22 protein-coding genes are annotated in these 17,624 nt (G+C 64.8%); 4 read left to right on the top strand and 18 right to left on the bottom strand.

Features of this window, described 5'->3' with window-relative positions; genetic code table 11:
• Positions 1 to 52: 52 nt before the first annotated feature.
• Positions 53 to 313 (top strand): 30S ribosomal protein S20, encoded by a 261-nt coding sequence (rpsT, locus tag GSI01S_RS15835; RefSeq protein ID WP_006897618.1) that lies wholly within the window; start codon positions 53 to 55, stop codon positions 311 to 313.
• Positions 314 to 483: 170 nt separating this feature from the next.
• Here the strand turns inward: rpsT and holA are convergent, their stop codons facing one another.
• Genes holA through GSI01S_RS15820 form a run of 3 tightly spaced genes read right to left on the bottom strand, consistent with a single transcriptional unit; the run spans position 484 to position 2,433 of the window.
• Positions 484 to 1,425, bottom strand: coding sequence for a DNA polymerase III subunit delta (holA, locus tag GSI01S_RS20550; RefSeq protein WP_006897617.1), 942 nt, complete (start codon positions 1,423 to 1,425; stop codon positions 484 to 486).
• Positions 1,313 to 2,209 carry a ComEC/Rec2 family competence protein gene (locus GSI01S_RS19875; RefSeq protein WP_081598138.1) on the bottom strand — a complete coding sequence of 299 codons (897 nt, stop codon included), beginning with the start codon at positions 2,207 to 2,209 and terminating at the stop codon, positions 1,313 to 1,315. The genes holA and GSI01S_RS19875 overlap by 113 nt, the downstream gene beginning before the upstream one ends.
• Positions 2,210 to 2,241: 32 nt before the next feature.
• Entirely contained in the window at positions 2,242 to 2,433 is a 192-nt protein-coding gene (locus tag GSI01S_RS15820; RefSeq protein ID WP_039867865.1) for a hypothetical protein, read from the bottom strand.
• 86 nt (positions 2,434 to 2,519) lie between these two features.
• Between GSI01S_RS15820 and GSI01S_RS15815 the strand changes: the two genes are divergently transcribed.
• Genes GSI01S_RS15815 through GSI01S_RS15805 form a run of 3 tightly spaced genes read left to right on the top strand, consistent with a single transcriptional unit; the run spans position 2,520 to position 4,400 of the window.
• Complete coding sequence (locus GSI01S_RS15815; RefSeq protein WP_006897614.1) at positions 2,520 to 2,885, top strand: hypothetical protein; 366 nt, start codon at positions 2,520 to 2,522, stop codon at positions 2,883 to 2,885.
• Positions 2,885 to 3,250 carry a hypothetical protein gene (locus GSI01S_RS20200; RefSeq protein ID WP_006897613.1) on the top strand — a complete coding sequence of 122 codons (366 nt, stop codon included), beginning with the start codon at positions 2,885 to 2,887 and terminating at the stop codon, positions 3,248 to 3,250. The genes GSI01S_RS15815 and GSI01S_RS20200 overlap by 1 nt, the downstream gene beginning before the upstream one ends.
• A gap of 1 nt (position 3,251) precedes the next feature.
• On the top strand, positions 3,252 to 4,400 hold the full coding sequence (locus tag GSI01S_RS15805; protein ID WP_006897612.1) for a MucR family transcriptional regulator: 1,149 nt from the start codon (positions 3,252 to 3,254) through the stop codon (positions 4,398 to 4,400).
• A gap of 65 nt (positions 4,401 to 4,465) precedes the next feature.
• On the opposite strand, the gene GSI01S_RS15800 is transcribed toward GSI01S_RS15805, so the two are convergent.
• The 15 genes from GSI01S_RS15800 to GSI01S_RS15730 form a co-directional block, all read right to left on the bottom strand.
• Positions 4,466 to 4,936, bottom strand: coding sequence for an excalibur calcium-binding domain-containing protein (locus GSI01S_RS15800; RefSeq protein ID WP_006897611.1), 471 nt, complete (start codon positions 4,934 to 4,936; stop codon positions 4,466 to 4,468).
• Positions 4,933 to 5,796, bottom strand: a complete 864-nt coding sequence (locus GSI01S_RS15795) for a GmrSD restriction endonuclease domain-containing protein (RefSeq protein WP_006897610.1) — start codon at positions 5,794 to 5,796, stop codon at positions 4,933 to 4,935. Before GSI01S_RS15795 ends, GSI01S_RS15800 begins: the two co-directional genes overlap by 4 nt.
• Before the next feature lie 195 nt (positions 5,797 to 5,991).
• The gene (locus GSI01S_RS19580; protein ID WP_006897609.1) at positions 5,992 to 7,797 is read right to left on the bottom strand and encodes a hypothetical protein; all 1,806 of its coding nucleotides are present in this window, start codon (positions 7,795 to 7,797) and stop codon (positions 5,992 to 5,994) included.
• A 3-nt stretch (positions 7,798 to 7,800) separates the two neighbouring features.
• Complete coding sequence (locus tag GSI01S_RS15785) at positions 7,801 to 8,232, bottom strand: hypothetical protein (protein WP_006897608.1); 432 nt, start codon at positions 8,230 to 8,232, stop codon at positions 7,801 to 7,803.
• 13 nt (positions 8,233 to 8,245) lie between these two features.
• Positions 8,246 to 8,458 (bottom strand): hypothetical protein, encoded by a 213-nt coding sequence (locus tag GSI01S_RS20195; protein ID WP_006897607.1) that lies wholly within the window; start codon positions 8,456 to 8,458, stop codon positions 8,246 to 8,248.
• Positions 8,455 to 8,880, bottom strand: coding sequence for a hypothetical protein (locus GSI01S_RS15780; protein WP_006897606.1), 426 nt, complete (start codon positions 8,878 to 8,880; stop codon positions 8,455 to 8,457). Before GSI01S_RS15780 ends, GSI01S_RS20195 begins: the two co-directional genes overlap by 4 nt.
• 10 nt (positions 8,881 to 8,890) lie before the next feature.
• Positions 8,891 to 9,820 (bottom strand): hypothetical protein, encoded by a 930-nt coding sequence (locus tag GSI01S_RS19575; RefSeq protein WP_006897604.1) that lies wholly within the window; start codon positions 9,818 to 9,820, stop codon positions 8,891 to 8,893.
• Entirely contained in the window at positions 9,817 to 10,236 is a 420-nt protein-coding gene (locus GSI01S_RS15770; RefSeq protein ID WP_006897603.1) for a hypothetical protein, read from the bottom strand. Before GSI01S_RS15770 ends, GSI01S_RS19575 begins: the two co-directional genes overlap by 4 nt.
• Positions 10,233 to 10,661 carry a hypothetical protein gene (locus tag GSI01S_RS15765; RefSeq protein ID WP_006897602.1) on the bottom strand — a complete coding sequence of 143 codons (429 nt, stop codon included), beginning with the start codon at positions 10,659 to 10,661 and terminating at the stop codon, positions 10,233 to 10,235. The genes GSI01S_RS15770 and GSI01S_RS15765 overlap by 4 nt, the downstream gene beginning before the upstream one ends.
• 4 nt (positions 10,662 to 10,665) lie before the next feature.
• Complete coding sequence (locus GSI01S_RS15760) at positions 10,666 to 11,001, bottom strand: hypothetical protein (RefSeq protein WP_006897601.1); 336 nt, start codon at positions 10,999 to 11,001, stop codon at positions 10,666 to 10,668.
• The gene (locus GSI01S_RS19570; RefSeq protein WP_006897600.1) at positions 10,998 to 12,188 is read right to left on the bottom strand and encodes a peptidoglycan recognition protein family protein; all 1,191 of its coding nucleotides are present in this window, start codon (positions 12,186 to 12,188) and stop codon (positions 10,998 to 11,000) included. The genes GSI01S_RS15760 and GSI01S_RS19570 overlap by 4 nt, the downstream gene beginning before the upstream one ends.
• Positions 12,185 to 12,541 carry a hypothetical protein gene (locus tag GSI01S_RS15745; RefSeq protein WP_006897599.1) on the bottom strand — a complete coding sequence of 119 codons (357 nt, stop codon included), beginning with the start codon at positions 12,539 to 12,541 and terminating at the stop codon, positions 12,185 to 12,187. The genes GSI01S_RS19570 and GSI01S_RS15745 overlap by 4 nt, the downstream gene beginning before the upstream one ends.
• Positions 12,541 to 14,250, bottom strand: a complete 1,710-nt coding sequence (locus GSI01S_RS15740; protein ID WP_006897598.1) for a Gp37-like protein — start codon at positions 14,248 to 14,250, stop codon at positions 12,541 to 12,543. The genes GSI01S_RS15745 and GSI01S_RS15740 overlap by 1 nt, the downstream gene beginning before the upstream one ends.
• Positions 14,250 to 15,167 carry a hypothetical protein gene (locus GSI01S_RS15735; protein ID WP_006897597.1) on the bottom strand — a complete coding sequence of 306 codons (918 nt, stop codon included), beginning with the start codon at positions 15,165 to 15,167 and terminating at the stop codon, positions 14,250 to 14,252. Before GSI01S_RS15735 ends, GSI01S_RS15740 begins: the two co-directional genes overlap by 1 nt.
• Positions 15,167 to 17,624, bottom strand: a 2,458-nt coding sequence (locus tag GSI01S_RS15730) for an aggregation-promoting factor C-terminal-like domain-containing protein (RefSeq protein WP_006897596.1), incomplete at its 5' end; no start/stop codon positions are given. The genes GSI01S_RS15735 and GSI01S_RS15730, both read right to left, overlap by 1 nt.

Raw genomic sequence — 17,624 nt, 5'->3', positions numbered from 1 at the left:
TACAAACGATAGTCGGCCGAGGGCCGCACAGGACGCCAGAAGAGGACATCGCGTGGCTAATATCAAGTCTCAGATCAAGCGGAACAAGACCAACGAGAAGGCACGTCAGCGCAACCAGTCGATCAAGTCGGCCCTGCGTACCGCCATCCGCAACTTCCGCGAGACGGTCGCCTCGGGCGACAAGGACAAGGCCGCCGAGCTGCTCGTCACGACCAGCCGTCAGCTGGACAAGGCTGCGTCGAAGGGCGTCATCCACAAGAACCAGGCCGCCAACAAGAAGTCGGCCATGGCTCTCGCGGTCAACAAGCTCTGACGCCGGGCGGCCTTCGGGCCGCTCCGCTTCGTTCTGCTGAGCGAGGCCACAACAGAATCACGCTTTCGCAAACACCTCGATGACGGGCCACGGAGTCATCGAGGTGTTTGTCGTCGCACGCTTCCGGGTCCCGATCTCGCGCGACGGTGGCCGACGCGGAGACACACCGCCTATCGCCGGCGCGGACGCAGACGCGCCACAGTGGCGACCGCGTGCTCCAATGCGTAATCGGGATCGGCGGCCTGTCCCTTGACGGCACCGTTGAGGTCGGCGACCACGAGCACCGCCTCGCCGATCGACGCCGAATCCCAGGCTCGAGCCTGGGTCTGGATCTTCCCGACCCGGCCGGGCGACATCCCGAGCTCCGAGGCGAGGGAGTACTTGTCGCCGCCGCCCATCGACCGGACCCGCGCGATGGCGTGCACCGCCTCCGCGAGCGCGTCCGCGAGCAGAACACGCGCGGTGCCGTGGTGTTCGGCCCAGGCGAGCGATTCGAGCGCGCCGGCGAGGTCACCGGTCACGGCCTTGTCCGCGACCTCGAAGCCCGTCACCTCGGGACGCCCGGTGTAGTAGAGCCGAACGGCGGCGGCGTCGACCTTGTTGCCGGTGTCGGCGACCAACTGGTGGCAGGCGGCCGAGAGCTCCCGCAGATCCGACCCCACCATTTCGGTGACCAGTTCCACCACCTCGGCGCTGACCCGGGCGCCGAGCGCGCGGAACTCCGCGCGCACGAAGTCCATCCGCTCCGACGGCCACTTGGGCGCCGCGCACGCGAACTCCTGGACCCCGGCCTTCTTCAGTTCACCCACCATCGACTTCTGCCTGCCGCCGCCGGTGTGCACCACCATCAGCGTGATGCCCTCGGGCAGCGCCTTGGCGGACGCGGTGATGAGCGCCGCGGGCTCCTTGCCCGCATCCGCGGCGGACTGCACCACGACGATGCGTTCCTCGGCGAACAGCGACGGACTCAACAGTTCAGCCAACTCCGGCGCGGTGACTTCACCGGCGCGGACGCGGGTGACCGGTACGTCGACCCCCGCCTCGCGACTGCGCTCGGCCGAGACCTTCGAGATGACGCGCCCGGTCAGGAAGTCGTCGTCTCCGAGTAGCAAGTACAGCCGATCGCTCACATCGAACATGGTGCCAGACACCCCGGACACGACCGCGGCTGCGCCACCCCAGCACGCCGGCGGCGCCGAGGACCAGCACCGTGACCGCGGTCGGTCCCGGCACGGTCAGCGTGGACCACCGCGGCCCTCCCAGCCAGTCGGCGACCGCGATCAACCACCTCGTCGGCGGACCCGCGGCGCGCACCAGCAGTTCGGCGAGAACGGTGGTCGGTCCGTAGCGCGGTCCGAGCCCGCCGATCACCGCCGCCGCCGTGCCCAGCAGTCCGGCGATGCCCACGACCGGCACCGCCAGCAGATTCGCCGGAACCGACAGGAGGTTCACCGTGTCGGTGACGGCGATCAGCAACGGCGTGATGAGCACCTGTGCGGCGAGGGTCATCGACAACAGCGTCGCCGGCGCTTCGGGGACCCCGCGACGCACGAGCGCCGAGCGGATCGGCACCGACCACAGCACCAGCCCGAGCGTCGCGACCACCGACAGCGCGAACCCGGGAGCGAGCGCCATCTGAGGCCACAGCAGGGTCACCACGATCACCGCCGTCCCGAGAGCGGGGAGCGCCTGAGCCCGTCGCGAGCCCAGACCCGCAGCCAGGCCCACCGACCCCATCACCGCCGCTCGCAGCACACTGTCGGTGGGGCGGACCAGGATCACGAAACCGATGATCGCCAGGCCGCCCAGTACCGCCACCGTGCGCTCGGACGCTCCGCACAACCGGACGCCGAGGATCACGGCGCCGCACACGAGCGCGAAGTTGCTGCCTGTGATTCTTTGCTAGGGATTGTATCGGTTGGAGGGTTCTACGGCTGCCAATCCATCACTGGTCGTCCTGCTCCGTCGCGCCTCCCCTGCCACTCGTACGTCGCGTCGTCCCCGAGATCGGGCGCCCCGCCGTCGACACTCGGCGTGAGAACTGGCAGTCGTAGCGTCTCGTCTGGGTCGGCGTCGATGGTGCGGCCGTCGTGCGGTCCGCCGTACAGAGTGACGAGCATGCGGAGAAGTGTCGCACGAGTAGTCCGTTCGGGTGATTCACCGTCAAGTATGTACACCAGTATCCATAATGTGTATACTCGTATGCATGAGCAGCTGGTTCCGAATCCAAGAGGCAGGCTACGAAGCCGCCGACCTCCTCGTCGCCGACAACCAGATCAGCCGACCCTGGGGAGGTGACGAGGAGCGCGACTCCCGCGAAGGTATCTCGGTCTGCGGCTCCCGCGAAGAACTCGCCGAGTACCTCGTACAGGCCGCGATCCCCTTCGGCGCCGGCGAATGGAACCTCATCGAACTCGAAGGCCAGATGAGCGGAAACGCCGCGGTCGACGCTGAACTCGGCGAGTACCTCGTCTACCCCACCGCCATCATCTCGGTCGAGAACATCAACGACGGCTTCCTCGACGAAATCGACGCCGCAGCCGACCGCATCTACGGAGAAGGAGCATTCTGATGCACAACGACGACACCGCGATCGACGCCTGGCTCGGCGACGCCGCTGACACCCTCACCGACGAGCAGCGCGACCGTTTCATCACGATCTGGGACGACACCGGCACCCGCTACCCCGAGCCCGAAGACCAGGACCTCCGCAACGCTGCCCTGTCGGCCGCGACCCAATACCTCCTCGGCGAGGCGACAGCGACCGACGCCGGCCGCGAAATCGGTCGGCTGAATGCGGCCCTCGAAGACGCCAAGGCCGCGGCCCGCGCGATCGCACTGCTCGCGGTCGAAGACGGAGCCAGCGAGTACCAGCTGCACCAGGACCTCGGGGTCACACGCCGTACCCTGCGCCTCTGGCTCGGAAAGGACAGCTGACGTGCCGATCCGTGGGGAGCGCGGCCCGGTCGAAATCTGCGAAGCGTGGGAATGCGACCGTCCCCAGCACGCCAGACGCCTGTGCCTCATGCACTACAAGCGTGAGCAGCGCGGCGTCGATGTCCGATCGCGGCCCGAGAAGATCTTCGGAGACCCGTCGGGACATGGCCTCTACGGGGTCCTCGACGACGACGGCACGACCGTCCTGTGCCACGAGTGCGGGCAGCGATTCGAGTCGGTCGGAGCGCACGTGGGCGGTGCGCACGGCATGTCGGCTGCCGAGTACAAGGCCAGGCATGGCCTCGCGCGCGGGACCGCACTCATCTCCCAGGCCAGCCACCAGCGGCGCAGCGAGGCATCCAAAGCCCGGCTCGGATCGGCCGGATGGCGACGTTTCGAGGCCAAGCGAGATCCGCTCGCAGCGTCCGCATCCCGCGACATGGATCAGCTCCGCGGTTCCGGGGTACGCGCGCAGACACAAGCCTCCCGGGCGGAGTCATCGGCGAAGAAAGGCAAGGCAACTCGAGTCGGCCGCGTCTACGAGTGCGTGATGTGTGGGGCGACCTGGTGCCAGTTCGGCGGAGCACGACAGGCCCGTACATGCAGCTACGAGTGCTGGGCCGCGTGGGAAACAGCCGTGTCAATGCAGGAGGCCCCGCCGAATGCGGATCGTGATCGCCAGATTCGCGATGCGGCCGCCCAGGGAGTCTCGGCTACCGACCTCGCCGCACGATATGGGGTGACGCCGGATCGGATCAGGCAGATCGTCCGCCGCGACCGAAAGGATCGGGAGGCTCTCCTGATGACGGAGGTGCGAGAGCACGCCGACGATGAGCGGACGTTCTACACGCAGCGGGCGGCTGCGGCGTACGTGGGCAGGTCGGACACGGCGCTCAGGAACTGGATCAAACGAGAGATACTGCCGCCGGACCCACCGTGGTTCGCGTCTGATCTGGTGTGGGCGCGAGATGAGGCGTTGCGGCGGCAGGCCAGACAGAATGAGGCGATGCGCGCGCTCGGCACGACGGCAGAGCACGGGACAGTAGCGAGATACTCGTACGGGTGCCGGTGCGACGCATGCCGTGCCGCGTCCTCGGACGAGCGCCAGTACTACCGCGAGCGGAAGCGGCGAGAACAGCAGGGGCAATGACGAAAGCCGCCCCGACTCCCTCGAAATGAGAGTCGGGGCGGCTTGTCTGCCCGGTGACCGATCACCTATTCGCAGGCGACTCCGTCGCCGTCGCGGTCGAGGCTGCTGCTGTACCCGGGCGACCCGCGATAGAGCGGCGCCGCGCCGGCCGCACGCGCCGCTGCGCAGTTCGCGTAGTACGCGCTCTCCGGCGCAGCAGGCGCCGCCGGCACATCCTCTGTGGTCTGCGGGATCAGCGGCTGCACACGCTGCCGCGTCGTCTCCGGCTCGTCCTGGATCGGCACCGCGGTCGTTTCCTCGGTCGTCTCCGTCGTCGTGACCGCAGCAGCAGACACCGACGTCGACTTGGTGACGGTGACGGTCTCAGTTTCAGTCTGGACGCTGGTCACCGTGGTCGGTGCCGCAGCCTTCGGTGCGTCGTCACCACCGATCGCTGTTCCGACACCGCACGAGGCGAGCAGCGCGAACAGGGCACCGACACCGATGATCGCGTTGCGCTTGGTGTTCTTGGCCGGGGTGGGCTCGGGGTACGTCATTCGCACGCCACGCCGTCGTTGTCGCGGTCGAGAGCGGACCGGTATCCGGGCTCACCGCGGTACAGCGGGGCCTTGCCGGCGGAGCGGACGGCCGAGCAGTTCTGGTAGTACACGCCGGACGGCTGCTGCGGCTGGGTCCGCGGCTGCGGCTGCGGCTTTACCGGTGCCGGTTGCGTCTGCGGGGCGGGCGCGTTGTCGCAGTTGGACAGCACGGTGCGCATCGCGGTCTTCTCGGCCGCGGTGACCCACACGCCGTACTTGGCCTTCACCTGCACCTGGGTGCTGACATAGGTGCAGCGGAAACTCTTGTTGGCGGGCAGCCAGGTCGCGGCGTCACCGTCGCGCTTCTGCTGATTCGAGGGGCCGTCGACGGCCAACAGGTTCAGCGGGTCGTTGCCGAAGTCGTGACGCTTGGCCGCCGACCAGGACTGGGCGCCCTTCTGCCAGGCATCGCTGAGTGCGACGACGTGATCGATCTGAACCTTGCTGGACGTGCTCGCGCCGCGCTGGAAGGCGATCGTCTTGCCGGTGTACGGGTCGGCGAGGGTGCCGGTCAGGACGACGCAGTTGCGAGTGCCGGGCTTGTACGTCTTGTTCGTCAGGTCGCGGTTGAGGATGTCGTTGCGGGTGTCGCAGCCGTTGTGACCTCCGGCGACGTCGACGTCGTCGGACCACACGTTGAACAGGTCGCGGTCGTACCCGGTCTTGGGTGCGCGGCCCTTGACCTGCAGCGTGTCGAGGGTGTGGAGCGCTTGGGTGGCGGCGGGGGCTGCGTCGGCGACGGCGGGGGTCGCGATGACGGGGATGCTGATGAGGCCGGCTGTTGCGGCTACTACGGCTAGTAGTGATCGTGTACGCACGCTCGGGAGGGTCGCACAGAATGTCGGTCTTAGGCGAATAGTTGACGAACGTTAACCCGAACGGACGATACGGCACGTGGAGCGAGGATGCATCGAGACGACGAAAGGCCCCCGACCTCAAAAAGGTCGGGGGCCTCGTTGCGCGTATCTTCCCTACGCGCACTGTGCACAGTACCGCCAGGGTGTGACAGCGGGTCAGGTCAGCGGCAGCACGACAGATCCTTCCGCACCGGAGATCGATGACTGGGCGCCCTCGACGATGGAGACCGAGCACGACCAGCCGCCGCCCTTGTAGGCGGTCGCCCGAAGCGTCCCTGACGTCGTAGATGACACCTGGCCACCGGTTGTGAAGACCGCGACCTTCATGTCGGCGGCGACGGACGCCGAGGTAGCGCCGTTCGTCCACACCGGTGTACCGAGCGTCGCCGTACCTCGGTATGCGGCCGCCACGATCGCCCGATCCGAGTCACTGGTGATCGTGTGTGTCCCTTCCGGCAGGTCGAATCGCGCCACTGTGAGACGGATGTTGTTTCCGGCGTGCGTGTACACCTGAGTGCCTGTGATACCTCCGCTGGTCATCGTCGATGCCTCAGGCGGTCCGCCGCCGACTCCTGCCACAGCGGCGAAGACTGTCGCCGCCTCCGGGAGGGTGATCGTGACAGTCGATGATGCGGAGGTTCCATTCGTCGCCGACGCGATCGGGTCCAGCGGATACTGGGCGCCCTCCGGCTGAATCTCCACCGTCAGATTCCGCCAGTACTGCGAGAAACTCAGAGACGCGGTACCGGCCTCGACCGGGTCCGGCGTCTTCTCGCCCCACAGCTTCACACCGTTCCCGATAGACGAGATCAGCGCGTCAGGTTCCGTCGACGGATCTGCCGAAATAGCCTCGCCGCCGTTCGAGCGGGCGTGCAGATACCGGATGGTCCACGAATCCGGCTTCGTCCCGAGCGCCGGCCAATTCACCGACGTCAGACCGACGTTGCCTGACGTGTCCGTGGCGGTCGCGCCGATCTGCGCGCCCCGCCACACCATCGCGATCATCCGCGTCGCATTCGTCCACGTCCCGGACGTCTCGCTGCCCGAGGCCGCGATCTTCCATCCGGCACGCGCACCCGACGACGCCACAACTGCCGACGTCCACCCCGACGGCAATGTGGGTGCCGTAGCCGTATTCGACGACAGATTCGACGCGAAGACGAGGATGAGATCACCAGACTGATGCGCTGGCAGTGGCACTGTCGTCGACGACGAGGTAGTGGTGCCCACCAGGTCCGGTCCGGTACTGACTTTCACTTCCGGTACGTGAGCGACCGCCGACGCCATTGCCTGCGGGACGGCGACCTCCGCTCCGGCTGAGACCGTCGGCTTGCTCCCAACTGCGGTCGCGGTGGCCATCGGTGCCGCCACGGCCACCGCGGCCTGCACGTCTGGCAGGTGGGCGAGCGCCGTCGCTTCGGCGAGTGGCACCAGCACCTCAACGCGCGACCCCACCTCCGGGACATGCGCCTCCGCGTACGCGCGCGCCTGCGGGACAGCCGCGTCGACCGCCGCGGACACTTCCGGAACATGCGCGACAGCCGTCGCTACAGCGGTCGGCGCGATGATGCCCGCCACCACAGCGACCACCGGGACATGTGCCTCGGCCGACGCGATAGCGGTCGGAATGTCGAGTACGTGACCGTTCGTCAGACCCGGCACATGCGCGACCGCCGATGCGGTGGCAGTCGGCGGAGAAATCCCGACCGCGCCCGCCACCGTCGGGACGGCCGCCTCGGCGTACGCGACAGCGATCGGAGCGACCAAGAGCGCCTCAGCCGCGACCTCCGGCACGAACGCGACCGCCGACGCCCGGGCCCGCGGGACCTGGATGAGCTGTGGAATCCGCCCATCCCACACCGCGACGCCGTCGAGGTAGGCGAGGATGATGACGTGCTCCTCGCCTACCTCGTCGACGTACCGGAGACCGCGGATCGAGCGTCCGCCGAGACTGATCGACATGCGTCAGGCCACAGATACTGACAGGATGCCCAACGTGTTCCAGGTCGCCTGGAAAGCGGCCGACGTAGAGCTGACGGTCTCACCGAAATCGACATACGAGATCAGTGGACGCTGTGCATCTGATCCGGGCGTCGCGTCGTAGATCACCAGATACCGGCCGGAGACCGTCGACGACGGCCACGACACGTTGTCGCCCTTGAGCGTCACGGTCTTGCCTGATCCCGAGATTGAAGCCGTACCGAGAGTGACACCGCCGGCCGTGTAGCCGGGGCCCGACGCCTCGTTGGTGACCGACGACTTGTAGCGGTGCGCCGCCTGGTCCGGCGTGTACCCGGCTCCGACCAGCATCACCTTGATGATGTCGGAGTCGAAATCGATTTCCTTGTTGAATACCGACTCGAAGAACCCGCGGTAAATGTTGTGGGTGATAGCCATGATGTGCCTCTTTCTATTTCCAGGTGAAGGACCAGTAAGTGCCCGGCTGGGCGAATTCGAGAGTGCAGCCAGAAGCCGCGAAAACAGCGAGCGCGCCGTCGTCCCACACACGCATCAGAACCGCATCCGGGTACTCGACCTCAGTGCTCTGAGTCGGGGTGCCATAGCGGATCACCGCCGTCGTCATCCCGTCAGACGGTGTCGCATCAAACCGGACCGCGCTCACTCCGTCACCTGCGCATCCTTGATGATGTACAGCGTCCCGGGGTCCCACATCATGGACTCGTACTCGTCCAAGTCGACCGCCTGCGCCCGCACCAGACCGCCACCATTGCGAACGAACTGATACTGCTCAGACGGTGGAGGTGCCGGCATCCCAGCGTCGATCAACGGCCACAAACGGATCGGTGAAGAACTGTCCGGGATCGTGATCTGATACGAGTTCAGGCCAATCCTGACTGTCGCTGGTCCGGGGTCGAGGTTAGATGTGACGAGGTCTCCACCATCGGTCACCTGAAACCGGTGCTTCTGCTCAGTGACGATCGCCGCGCCTGATGCCGACTCCCGGATGCGCGGAATGGTGAAGGTTACAGCCTGCGCGAACTCCGCTCCAGCAATATCCTCGATGCGGTCCTGGATGATTGTCATTTCGAATACCTCAACCCTCGATCTGGAAAGATGTCGACCGCGAAATATGCTGAACCGTCAGCCTGGTCCGTTCCGGTCCGCCAGCGATCTGACGACCCGGACCAATGTTGGTAACCCACACTTCGGCGCGGTACCCGGCAGTCGGCACTACCACAGAGGTGTTGATCTCCCGCGACTGCGCACTACTCGACTCAAGAGTGTCCCTAGAGACCGAGAAAATCGACCCATCAGAGTCCTTGACGACACGAATCTCCCAGTCGATGAACGCACCCACTAGTGGCGGCGTACTCGTGATCGTGACCCTCGCGCGAACATCCCACATCCCCTGCTCTTCGAACACGATCCCGCCAGACGCAAGGTGACATTTCTTCATCGGGCCGATCTGCTTATCGAAAGGGATCTTGCCCTTGTTCCACAGAGAGTTCTGTGTTCCGGCGTATGAACTCCCGTAGTCCTGCAGTGGCGAAAGCAGGTCTACACGATCGTTGAGCTGCATTTGCCCGTCGTGCAAGTCGTCGACCTGCGCCCACCGTCCAGCGAAGAAGTTGGCAATGGTCGACAGGGCGCCGCCGAGGACCCCTCCGCCAATGCCCATCAACGCGTTCAGCAGCGGAGCAAACAGATCCTGCAACGGCAGATTGAAGAACCCCGGCACCAGCGGCTGCAGGTCCTTCGGTTTCTCGATAGTCGCAGGATCAGCCTGAGCCACCCGGGACACAAACCGGCCATACATCTTGTTGACCATCCCGAGCGGACCAGAAGCGAGCGGCCCGCCAGCAAGCGTCCCATCCACATAGCCCGGAAACCGGTCAGCCGACTGAGACGAGTACTTCCCCTCCGACTGATCCTGCAGGACGGTCCCGAGCTGATCCGGCATCACCACCGTCTCCACCAAATCATCCGGATCAAGATCATCCCAATCCATATGCGGCAAAGTCACAGGTACACCTCCAAATCGACAGGCGGATCAGGAATCGTATGGTCAGGATCGAGTCGCCGGATCGTCGCCACCAACTGCCGGATATAACCAAGCGCCGAGAAAAACCGCTTCGTCATCTCCGACAACTTGCGGTCCAAACTGTCAACCCGAGACGCCAAATCCCCGTAATCCTCAGACAGGGAGTCATACGCCGCCGACAACCGCTTGATCTCGCGGTCCTGCCGCTCCCACGCCGCCGACAACGACAACTCCGCGCGGCCCTCCGGGGTACGCGACTGCCGATGGCGGGCATACGCGCCCAGCCATCCCGGTACTCGCGACATGATCGCCGACCCCAATGCCGGCCTACCGAAAGTGATGATGATGATGACGGCGACCCACCACGGGGTGCCGATAGGTAGATCACCTACGGTCATGCACGGCTCCGCATCTGCTGTGTGTATCCCCTCGCTAGACCCCAGTAGGCGACCGCGAAAATCGTGGTGATCGCCGGGGAGCGGACGCCGTCAAACCACGGATTGTCGACCACCGCCAGCCACTGCCCCAACGCCAGCAGCCCGTAGGTGGCGCCACCGAGACGGAGCCCGGCGATCGCAGTCCGCGGCCACCGCATCGCGAACCCCCACACCGTCACCACACCGACCACCGCGCAGATCGCACCCCACACCTCGAGCGGCATCATCTGCTCCACCACACTCAGCGACAGAGTCGGCGGCTGAATGTCTGGTGTGAGGTAGTCCCAGGCTCGGAGGATTGCCTCGATCGGGACGGCGAGGATGACGAGCATCCGGGACCGCTCCGGCATCAGCGGCACCCAATCGCCGCGACGCGGCCACCGCATCAGGTCAGTCGCCCTTCGCGTGGCGTCCCGTAGCCGGCCACGCCGAGGTCGCCGAGTCGATCACATCCTCGACAATTCCCGGCCACTGCGACGTCGACGACTCGAGCAGGTCGCCAGCACGCTGCCGCACATCCTCCACCACATCATCGACACTGGGCGTCTGTGGCGTGTTGGCGGCGGCGAGGACAGTGCCACCGGTGCCGAGGATCGCGACCGCCAATGTCAGCCACATCGACACCTGATCCTGATCGATCAGCCCATACACGGCGGCAAGCGGCAGAAGAGCCGACAACGCCAGGTACAGGCGTTTGCGGACAGCGGGAGTGAAGTACTTGCTCACTTGGTCACCGCCTTGCGGATCGCGTCGATGTCGGCCTGCATCCGGTCGAGCTTCGCGATGACACCATCACGCAAAGTCAACTCGCGGCCCTGAGCGTCCTTGCCGAAGCTCGACTGCGGTCCCCATCCGGGGAGTTTCGGGCCGATCTGATCCAAGATCAGATCCAGCTTTCGTTCGAGGTCTGCAGCACTGGCCATGTCAATCTCCTCGTCAGTGGGTGCGCCCTGCGCATATGCGAGGACGACGTCGTAGGGAAAGTTCGGTCCGGGGTCGGTGTGGTCGGTGCCGCCCCACACCCGCGTATCGACGTGCCCGAGGACGCCCGGCAGATGCGCGGCGTCGACCTTCTTGATCGGCCACCCGTACAGTCGGCACCAGTGCCCGATCACGCCGCCGACCGCGCGGAGCATCTTGTCCTGCGCCAGCCATTCGGCGCGGGTCTGCGAGGCGTTGCCGACGACGCACACGTGCAGCAGGATGTCGTTGCCCTTGTTGCCCGTCGACCACGTCTGCCAGTCGTCCGTGTTCTGCAAGATGCGCTTGCCGTCGACGCCGACCATCACGTTGTATGAGCCGGTCTGTGATGTCGCCTGATAGGTGGTGACGTCGTCGGCAGTGCGCGCAGTCGCGGTCGCCGACTTGCCGGACTCGGTCGTGTGGATGCATACGCCGCGCAGCCCGGAGACTGGCCGCGGCCCACCGAATCCGAACTCCGCACTGCGGTCACTGTCGTAGTACGTGGACACTGGTCCTCCTGAAAGTCGGTCGTAGAGTTGCTGCGCCTCAGCCATCCGCTTCCCGTAGCGGTCCGGGAAAGCCGATCCCTGGACCGCTTGGGCGTGCGCGCCGGGATCGCCACGGTTGTAGTCGCGCTTCGTCAGCCGCTCGAAGAACAGCCGCGCACTCTTGTAGGGGTTCATGCAGGTCGCGCAGTCGGACCACCACCACTCGCCCGACGCGCCACGCCGGATCTGCTGCTGAAACAGGCCGACCGAGTAACCGTCGTCACCGACCGCATCATGAGGCAGCAGCAGCGATTCCGGCACCTTGCGGTTGGCGTACATCCGCAGTGGATACCCGACCTCGACAATGCAGGTCGCCAGGCCGATCACAATGCCTCGCGGCGAGACACCCATGTCGTGGCCAGCGCGGATCACCTCACGCGCATAGTCATCCGATGTGCTCAAGACTGCACTTCACTCACGACAGCTCCGATCAGATGCTCCGGGATCTCGTCAGGCACCGGTGGCGCCGCACACACCAGATCCGTCTCCTGCCCCCCCACCACACTCGGCTCCGGAACCGACTCCACAGACTGCTCCCGCATCCCCTGCAGAATCCACCCAGGCAACTCGATACTGTCCGCCTTCTGCTCGGTCTGACGCACCCCACACTCGAACGCGAGTTGCGCCATCCTCGTCACCTCGAACGCCGGGATCGGATACGGCGCAGAACCACCCGTCATCAGCACAAACATCAACGCCTGCGCCAACCTCTGCACCTCCGGATCAACCTGATCGCCAGGCTTCTCCACCGCCATCACGCCACCCCCATCTGATTGAATGCACCCATCGCCGTAGCCACCAGCCCGAAAGCCTTCTCGAGCGGATCCTGATGGGCGCGGACGTCACCGAACTTCGCTTCCCAGTCGCCCCCACCGTCGAGCGGCAGAGTCAACTCAGTGCAACGCTGAACGTGAACTTGGGCGCCGAGGTACCGATTGGTGGCACCGGAACGGTCGCCGAGCCACCAGTGCCCGAACCCGTTGTCGCCGATGATCCACGGGATCGCGTTCTGCACCGTGAACGTGAACGCCGTTTTCGGATCGGTCTCGCGGCGACGACGCCGGAGGTCCATGAACGCGGCAGGCGTGTACGCCTGCGTCACGTTGGTGCACGCAGTCTCGAGCGCATGCCCCCAGCCCTGCTGAGCGGCACGATCGATCAACGGCACACTCGTGTACGCGAGCACGCTGTTCTTGTAGATCGGCATCAAGAATGCATTGAGGATCGAACCAAGCGAACCGACGCCGTAGCCTGCGATGTTGATGTTGTCGCCCAAAACGTCGCCCGCATACCCGACAACAGCCTCGCCGAGTTCGTTCACGCCAGGCATCGACTCGCCACCCGCGGTAATCCGGCACGCGCCACCAGCACCCCGAACCAACTCGAAACCGCTGATCCCCGAGTTATCGCCGTCAATGTATGTGACGTACGGCATCTCCGGTGCCGTCCCCAGCTTCCCCGGCAGCCGGTACTTACCGTCATCGACCGGCGCACCCGTCAGCAGGTCATACCGGTCCTCCACACGATTCGTAGTCACCGACGCAATCGACCGCGCCAGCCCCGTCGCCAGATTGCCGCCAAGCGATGTACCGGTGCGGAAACCGGACTTGTCTACCAGCTCGACGAACAGGGTTCCCTGACGCCAACTGGTGCCTGCGCCAGGCCACGGCTCCGGGTCGCCCTTCAGGAAGCGTCGCGTGACGATCTGCAGCTCAGCATCCTCGAGAATCGGGGCTGCGATCTCCCACCACGACTGCTTGATCGTTCCCGTCATGATCGTCACCGGCGCCACCGAGTTCCTCATCGGCCGCGGCTTCACCACAATCTGCGACTGCGCCCACATCCCGCCCAGCCAATTCGCCGGATCCAGGATGTCCTTGTTCATGTCGAAGTTGAACACCTGCAGGCGCGCGAGGTTCATCGCCAGACTCGCGGGAAGCACCCAGTCGGCCCGCCCGATCAAGAACTGCACCTTCGGCTGCTGAATCAGCGACACCGGCAAGAAAGGGTTCGCCGCGACATGAACGTTCTTGAGTTCCTCAGTGTCCTCAAGGAACGTCAGTACGACGCGGTCGCCGTGATCTCCGCCAGTTTTCAGCGTGACGCCGTTGTCGGGAGCTGCGCGTCCACCGATCCTCGCCCCATCCTTCTCCACGATGATGTGAATGTTGGTGGTCGAGCGGGCATCCTGATCGAGAGCCCAATGCGCAAGGTAGGTGCCGCGGCGGTCCTCCCGATCAATCGGAAGCTCAACGACGATGCTGCCGGTGTCGTTGAGTTTGAGGGTCATTCCGCTACCGTCGAGGCGTTCGACGGCTTCCCCGCGCTCAATCCAGTTGCCATCGAACAGGCGGATACGCGCCGGCTGAGCGACACGGTCGAGGCGCGTCTGCCGGATCTCCTCAGCCCACAAGGCGAAGTCGTCGATGGTGTCGCCCGCGAAGGGTGCTATGTTGCCGGTCATCACTCGAGACCTGACTCGGCCGACCAGAAGCGCCGCAGTGTCAGCCGTGCCTCAGCCCCGGCAGGACCGTTGATCGTCACCGGCAGCAGTACCGGGTTCTGCTGCGTCCCCGTGTACGGCGGAATGCTGTACAGCGGGAACACTCCACCCATCAGCCCCGACGCGTTCGACAGATCCGCCGCGACATACGGGTCATCGCCCGACCGGACCGGGCGCACCGACCACGGCACCGAGATCGGCTTCAGCGCGACCATGCGGTTCGCATGCTGACCTGGCGTCCACGTGACATCGATGTCCTGCTCATGCCCGAACGAGAAGTCCGCGATCGAGAACGACGCCGTACCCTTCGGATCGAGAGACCAGTCTGGCCACGCCTCCTGATCAGTCGGATTCCACACCGGCAACCACACGGTGTGCGTCCCCGACGATGGGTTCTCGGCCTTCACCACCAGCGGCGTCGACTCATACCGCGGCTCGACCGCGACCGCCTGCACAACCGCCTTCGCGAAACCATCCAGATTCCAGTCCCGCTTCTGGTTGAACTTGATCTTCGACTCGAGATAGAGCCACAACCAGCGGGAACCAGACTCCTCGCTGGTGTACAGCCACTTCACGCGGCGAGGCTGCATGTGTGAGCCCCACAGCTTCCGGAACCGGGCGATCTGCGCCTCTATCGGCACATTCCCGCCCGACACATCACCGGTGATGTTGAACGGCAACACCAGATGACGAACCGGAACCTCGGTCCTCCCCAGCCGGCCACCGATCCCCGCCGGGATCGTCGCCCGTGAGAAATCCGTATCGAAAATCTCCTCCGGATCCTCCGCGAGCTTGATGCCCTCCGACTCGCCGAAACCGATCCCCGACACCGGGAACGAATCGTCATCGCCGATCAGCTCGATATTCGCGGTCTGCATCAGACTCCCGCCAGTTTCGCGACACGACGAGCACGCTGCACCTCGTCCATGTCCTGCTTGGAATTGCCACTCGAGGTCCAGTTGAAGGTGTCGCCACCCTCACCGATCCGCTCATTCATCCGCTCAGTCAGCGCAATCAAACGATCCAACCGCTCGAGCACCCGGTCATCACTGCTGCGATCGAGCGACTTCTTCAGGTCGTGAGGGTCGAACGGAAGCGCCGTCTCCTTGTGACCGAGACCGTTCTTCACGAGCGTGGTTCCCTCATGAATCACGCCTCCGACGTCGTACCAGCCCTCCTGATCCCAGTGAGCCTTCGCCTTCGTCGGCAACTCGTACCGGTCGTTCACGTACGCATCGAACGCCTTACCCTGCACAGTCGGATCAGGGTTCTCATCCGGCAGGTACTGATCCTTCGTTGACCCCAACCACTGACCCAGGCCGAACGCGCCCGATGACGGATTGCGGGCCTTCGGATCCCAGTTTGATTCCTTGCCGACAATCCAGTCCGACGCATCCCACTCGACGCCAGTCCGCCACGCCTCACGCAACCCCTGCTTGAACGCGGCCTTGATCGCCTCGACACCAGTCAGCGCGGCCGGCGCGGCGGGAGTGTCCGGAGCCTTCGCGCTCGCCCCGGTATCCTCACCCTCCTGCGGCTTCGTCGTCCCCGGATCCGTTACCGGACCCTGAGACTGCGACTTACTCTGCGACCGCTGCGACTCATACTCATTGATCGCCGCCAACACACCCGGCGAATCATTGACACTCAGCACACCAAGCAGCGACTGGACCTGACCCGACACAAACGCAGACGCAGCATTCCCAAGACGCTCAGACAGCGACGCGCCCTTCGGCTGCTCCGCCGTCGACGACCCGTAACTACCCGACTGCTGACCGGGACGATAGTTCGGGTCCGGCACATACTGGTCCTGGAACGGCTTGAATGGATCGAACTTCGGCGCAGCCTTGCCGATCGGCAGGAACGCTCGGTTCGTGAACTGTCCGTCGTTCGCACCCACAGTGCCGCCGACCATGCCGCCGCCGTACGAACCGCCCATCTCCACATTCGTGCCGTCAGGCAGCGTGCCCGCGGTATGACCACCGCCGGGACCGCCGTTCACCCAGCCGATACCGAGGGTCCCCGGAGTCCACGACCCCGTCTGGAATCCCAACTGCGCCAGGTACTCGCCCTCGTTGCCGGTAGCGAACCGCCCGCCAAACGGGGGTAGGCCAACCGCTCGCCGGGCGAAAGCAGACATCGCGCCCGAGCAGTCGCCCCAGTTGACGCCGCCCCAGTCATACGGGGCACCAGTGAGCGGCATCCGGGCGCCATCACCCATCGCCAACCGCTTCAGATCATCAGCCGACGCGATCCCACCATCCGCGTACTTCCGCACCAGACCGAGCCCGAAACGCTCAGCAACCGTCGCGAGGATGTCCGTCGACCGCTTCCGCTTCGACGCAGCCAGCGGAATGTACGCCTCACCGCCGGTCTCTTCCTCAGCGAAGATCGTCCCGGCGCCGCGGCCCTGGAAGATGTCAGCGCGTCGAGGCTTCCGGATCTCCTTCAGCCCACCATTCGCAAACGCTTCCGACGCGGCAATACCACCGTCGACGTACGGGACAATCGCACCATCGGCGTGAGGAATCGCATTGCTTAGATCCATCACGCCAGCGGTGCTTGCCATACCAGCAACCGTCGCATTCACATACAACGTCTTGTATGCCGGGGCGGTCCACTCGTCCTTCTTGCCCTGGTAGTCATCGTCGTTGGCCTTGACGATGATCTGCTTGCCGTTACGAGTCTCAACCTCGTAACCTATTTGCTTGAGCAATTCCAGAACTGGTGACCCGTTCGGGATATCAGCAACGATGTTCTTATCGTTATCACTGGTTGTGGCGACATTCATCGCCTTAAGCAGATCAAACACCGCCTGCCCGCCAGGCGCGTTGACCTTAACTTCTTTGCCAGCAGGAATCTGAGCAGTCGCGTCGATCACTGCTTGCAGCTTTGCCCCAGCATCGCCAGTGAGATCGACCTTGACGATCTTCCCATCCGGGGTTGTCGTCATCTTGATCTTGAGCATGTCCAGAGCAGCTCGAACTTGCTCTGACCCCTCCGCCTTGAGCCTGAACTCCTTCAGATCAGGGTTCGCGTCCATCGCAGCCTTAATGGTTCCGAGCTGCTGGATAGCCTCCGGAGCACCCTTGAGCTTGACCGCAATATCGACGACATTGCCGCCGATACTGTCGTAGATCGCCTTGATCTCCTCCTTCGTCCTGCCGGTAGATGCAGCGAGCTGCTCAAAGATTTGATCCTGCTCGCGCGCAACCTTGGTCATGTCGCCGCCCGACGCAGCAACATCTGCAGCCGTCGTTGCCAGACCGTTGAGGACGTCATACAGCTTCCCGCCGGCCTCAGACGATGCGTCGAACTTCCCCGACAAGTCGAAC

Source organism: Gordonia sihwensis NBRC 108236, assembly GCF_000333035.1.
Taxonomy (GTDB): domain Bacteria; phylum Actinomycetota; class Actinomycetes; order Mycobacteriales; family Mycobacteriaceae; genus Gordonia; species Gordonia sihwensis.
The sequence above is the reverse complement of the archived record's forward strand: the minus strand, read 5'-3'. Positions and strand labels throughout refer to the sequence as shown.

Excerpts from the sequence above, each read along its gene's own strand:
- GSI01S_RS15820 (WP_039867865.1), bottom strand. The coding sequence starts at position 2,433 with ATGCTCGTCACTCTGTACGGCGGACCGCACGACGGCCGCACCATCGAC.
- GSI01S_RS15815 (WP_006897614.1), top strand. The coding sequence starts at position 2,520 with ATGAGCAGCTGGTTCCGAATCCAAGAGGCAGGCTACGAAGCCGCCGAC.
- GSI01S_RS20200 (WP_006897613.1), top strand. The coding sequence starts at position 2,885 with ATGCACAACGACGACACCGCGATCGACGCCTGGCTCGGCGACGCCGCT.
- GSI01S_RS15800 (WP_006897611.1), bottom strand. The coding sequence starts at position 4,936 with ATGACGTACCCCGAGCCCACCCCGGCCAAGAACACCAAGCGCAACGCG.
- GSI01S_RS19580 (WP_006897609.1), bottom strand. The coding sequence starts at position 7,797 with ATGTCGATCAGTCTCGGCGGACGCTCGATCCGCGGTCTCCGGTACGTC.
- GSI01S_RS15785 (WP_006897608.1), bottom strand. The coding sequence starts at position 8,232 with ATGGCTATCACCCACAACATTTACCGCGGGTTCTTCGAGTCGGTATTC.
- GSI01S_RS15780 (WP_006897606.1), bottom strand. The coding sequence starts at position 8,880 with ATGACAATCATCCAGGACCGCATCGAGGATATTGCTGGAGCGGAGTTC.
- GSI01S_RS15770 (WP_006897603.1), bottom strand. The coding sequence starts at position 10,236 with ATGACCGTAGGTGATCTACCTATCGGCACCCCGTGGTGGGTCGCCGTC.
- GSI01S_RS15765 (WP_006897602.1), bottom strand. The coding sequence starts at position 10,661 with ATGCGGTGGCCGCGTCGCGGCGATTGGGTGCCGCTGATGCCGGAGCGG.
- GSI01S_RS15745 (WP_006897599.1), bottom strand. The coding sequence starts at position 12,541 with ATGGCGGTGGAGAAGCCTGGCGATCAGGTTGATCCGGAGGTGCAGAGG.
- GSI01S_RS15740 (WP_006897598.1), bottom strand. The coding sequence starts at position 14,250 with ATGACCGGCAACATAGCACCCTTCGCGGGCGACACCATCGACGACTTC.
- GSI01S_RS15735 (WP_006897597.1), bottom strand. The coding sequence starts at position 15,167 with ATGCAGACCGCGAATATCGAGCTGATCGGCGATGACGATTCGTTCCCG.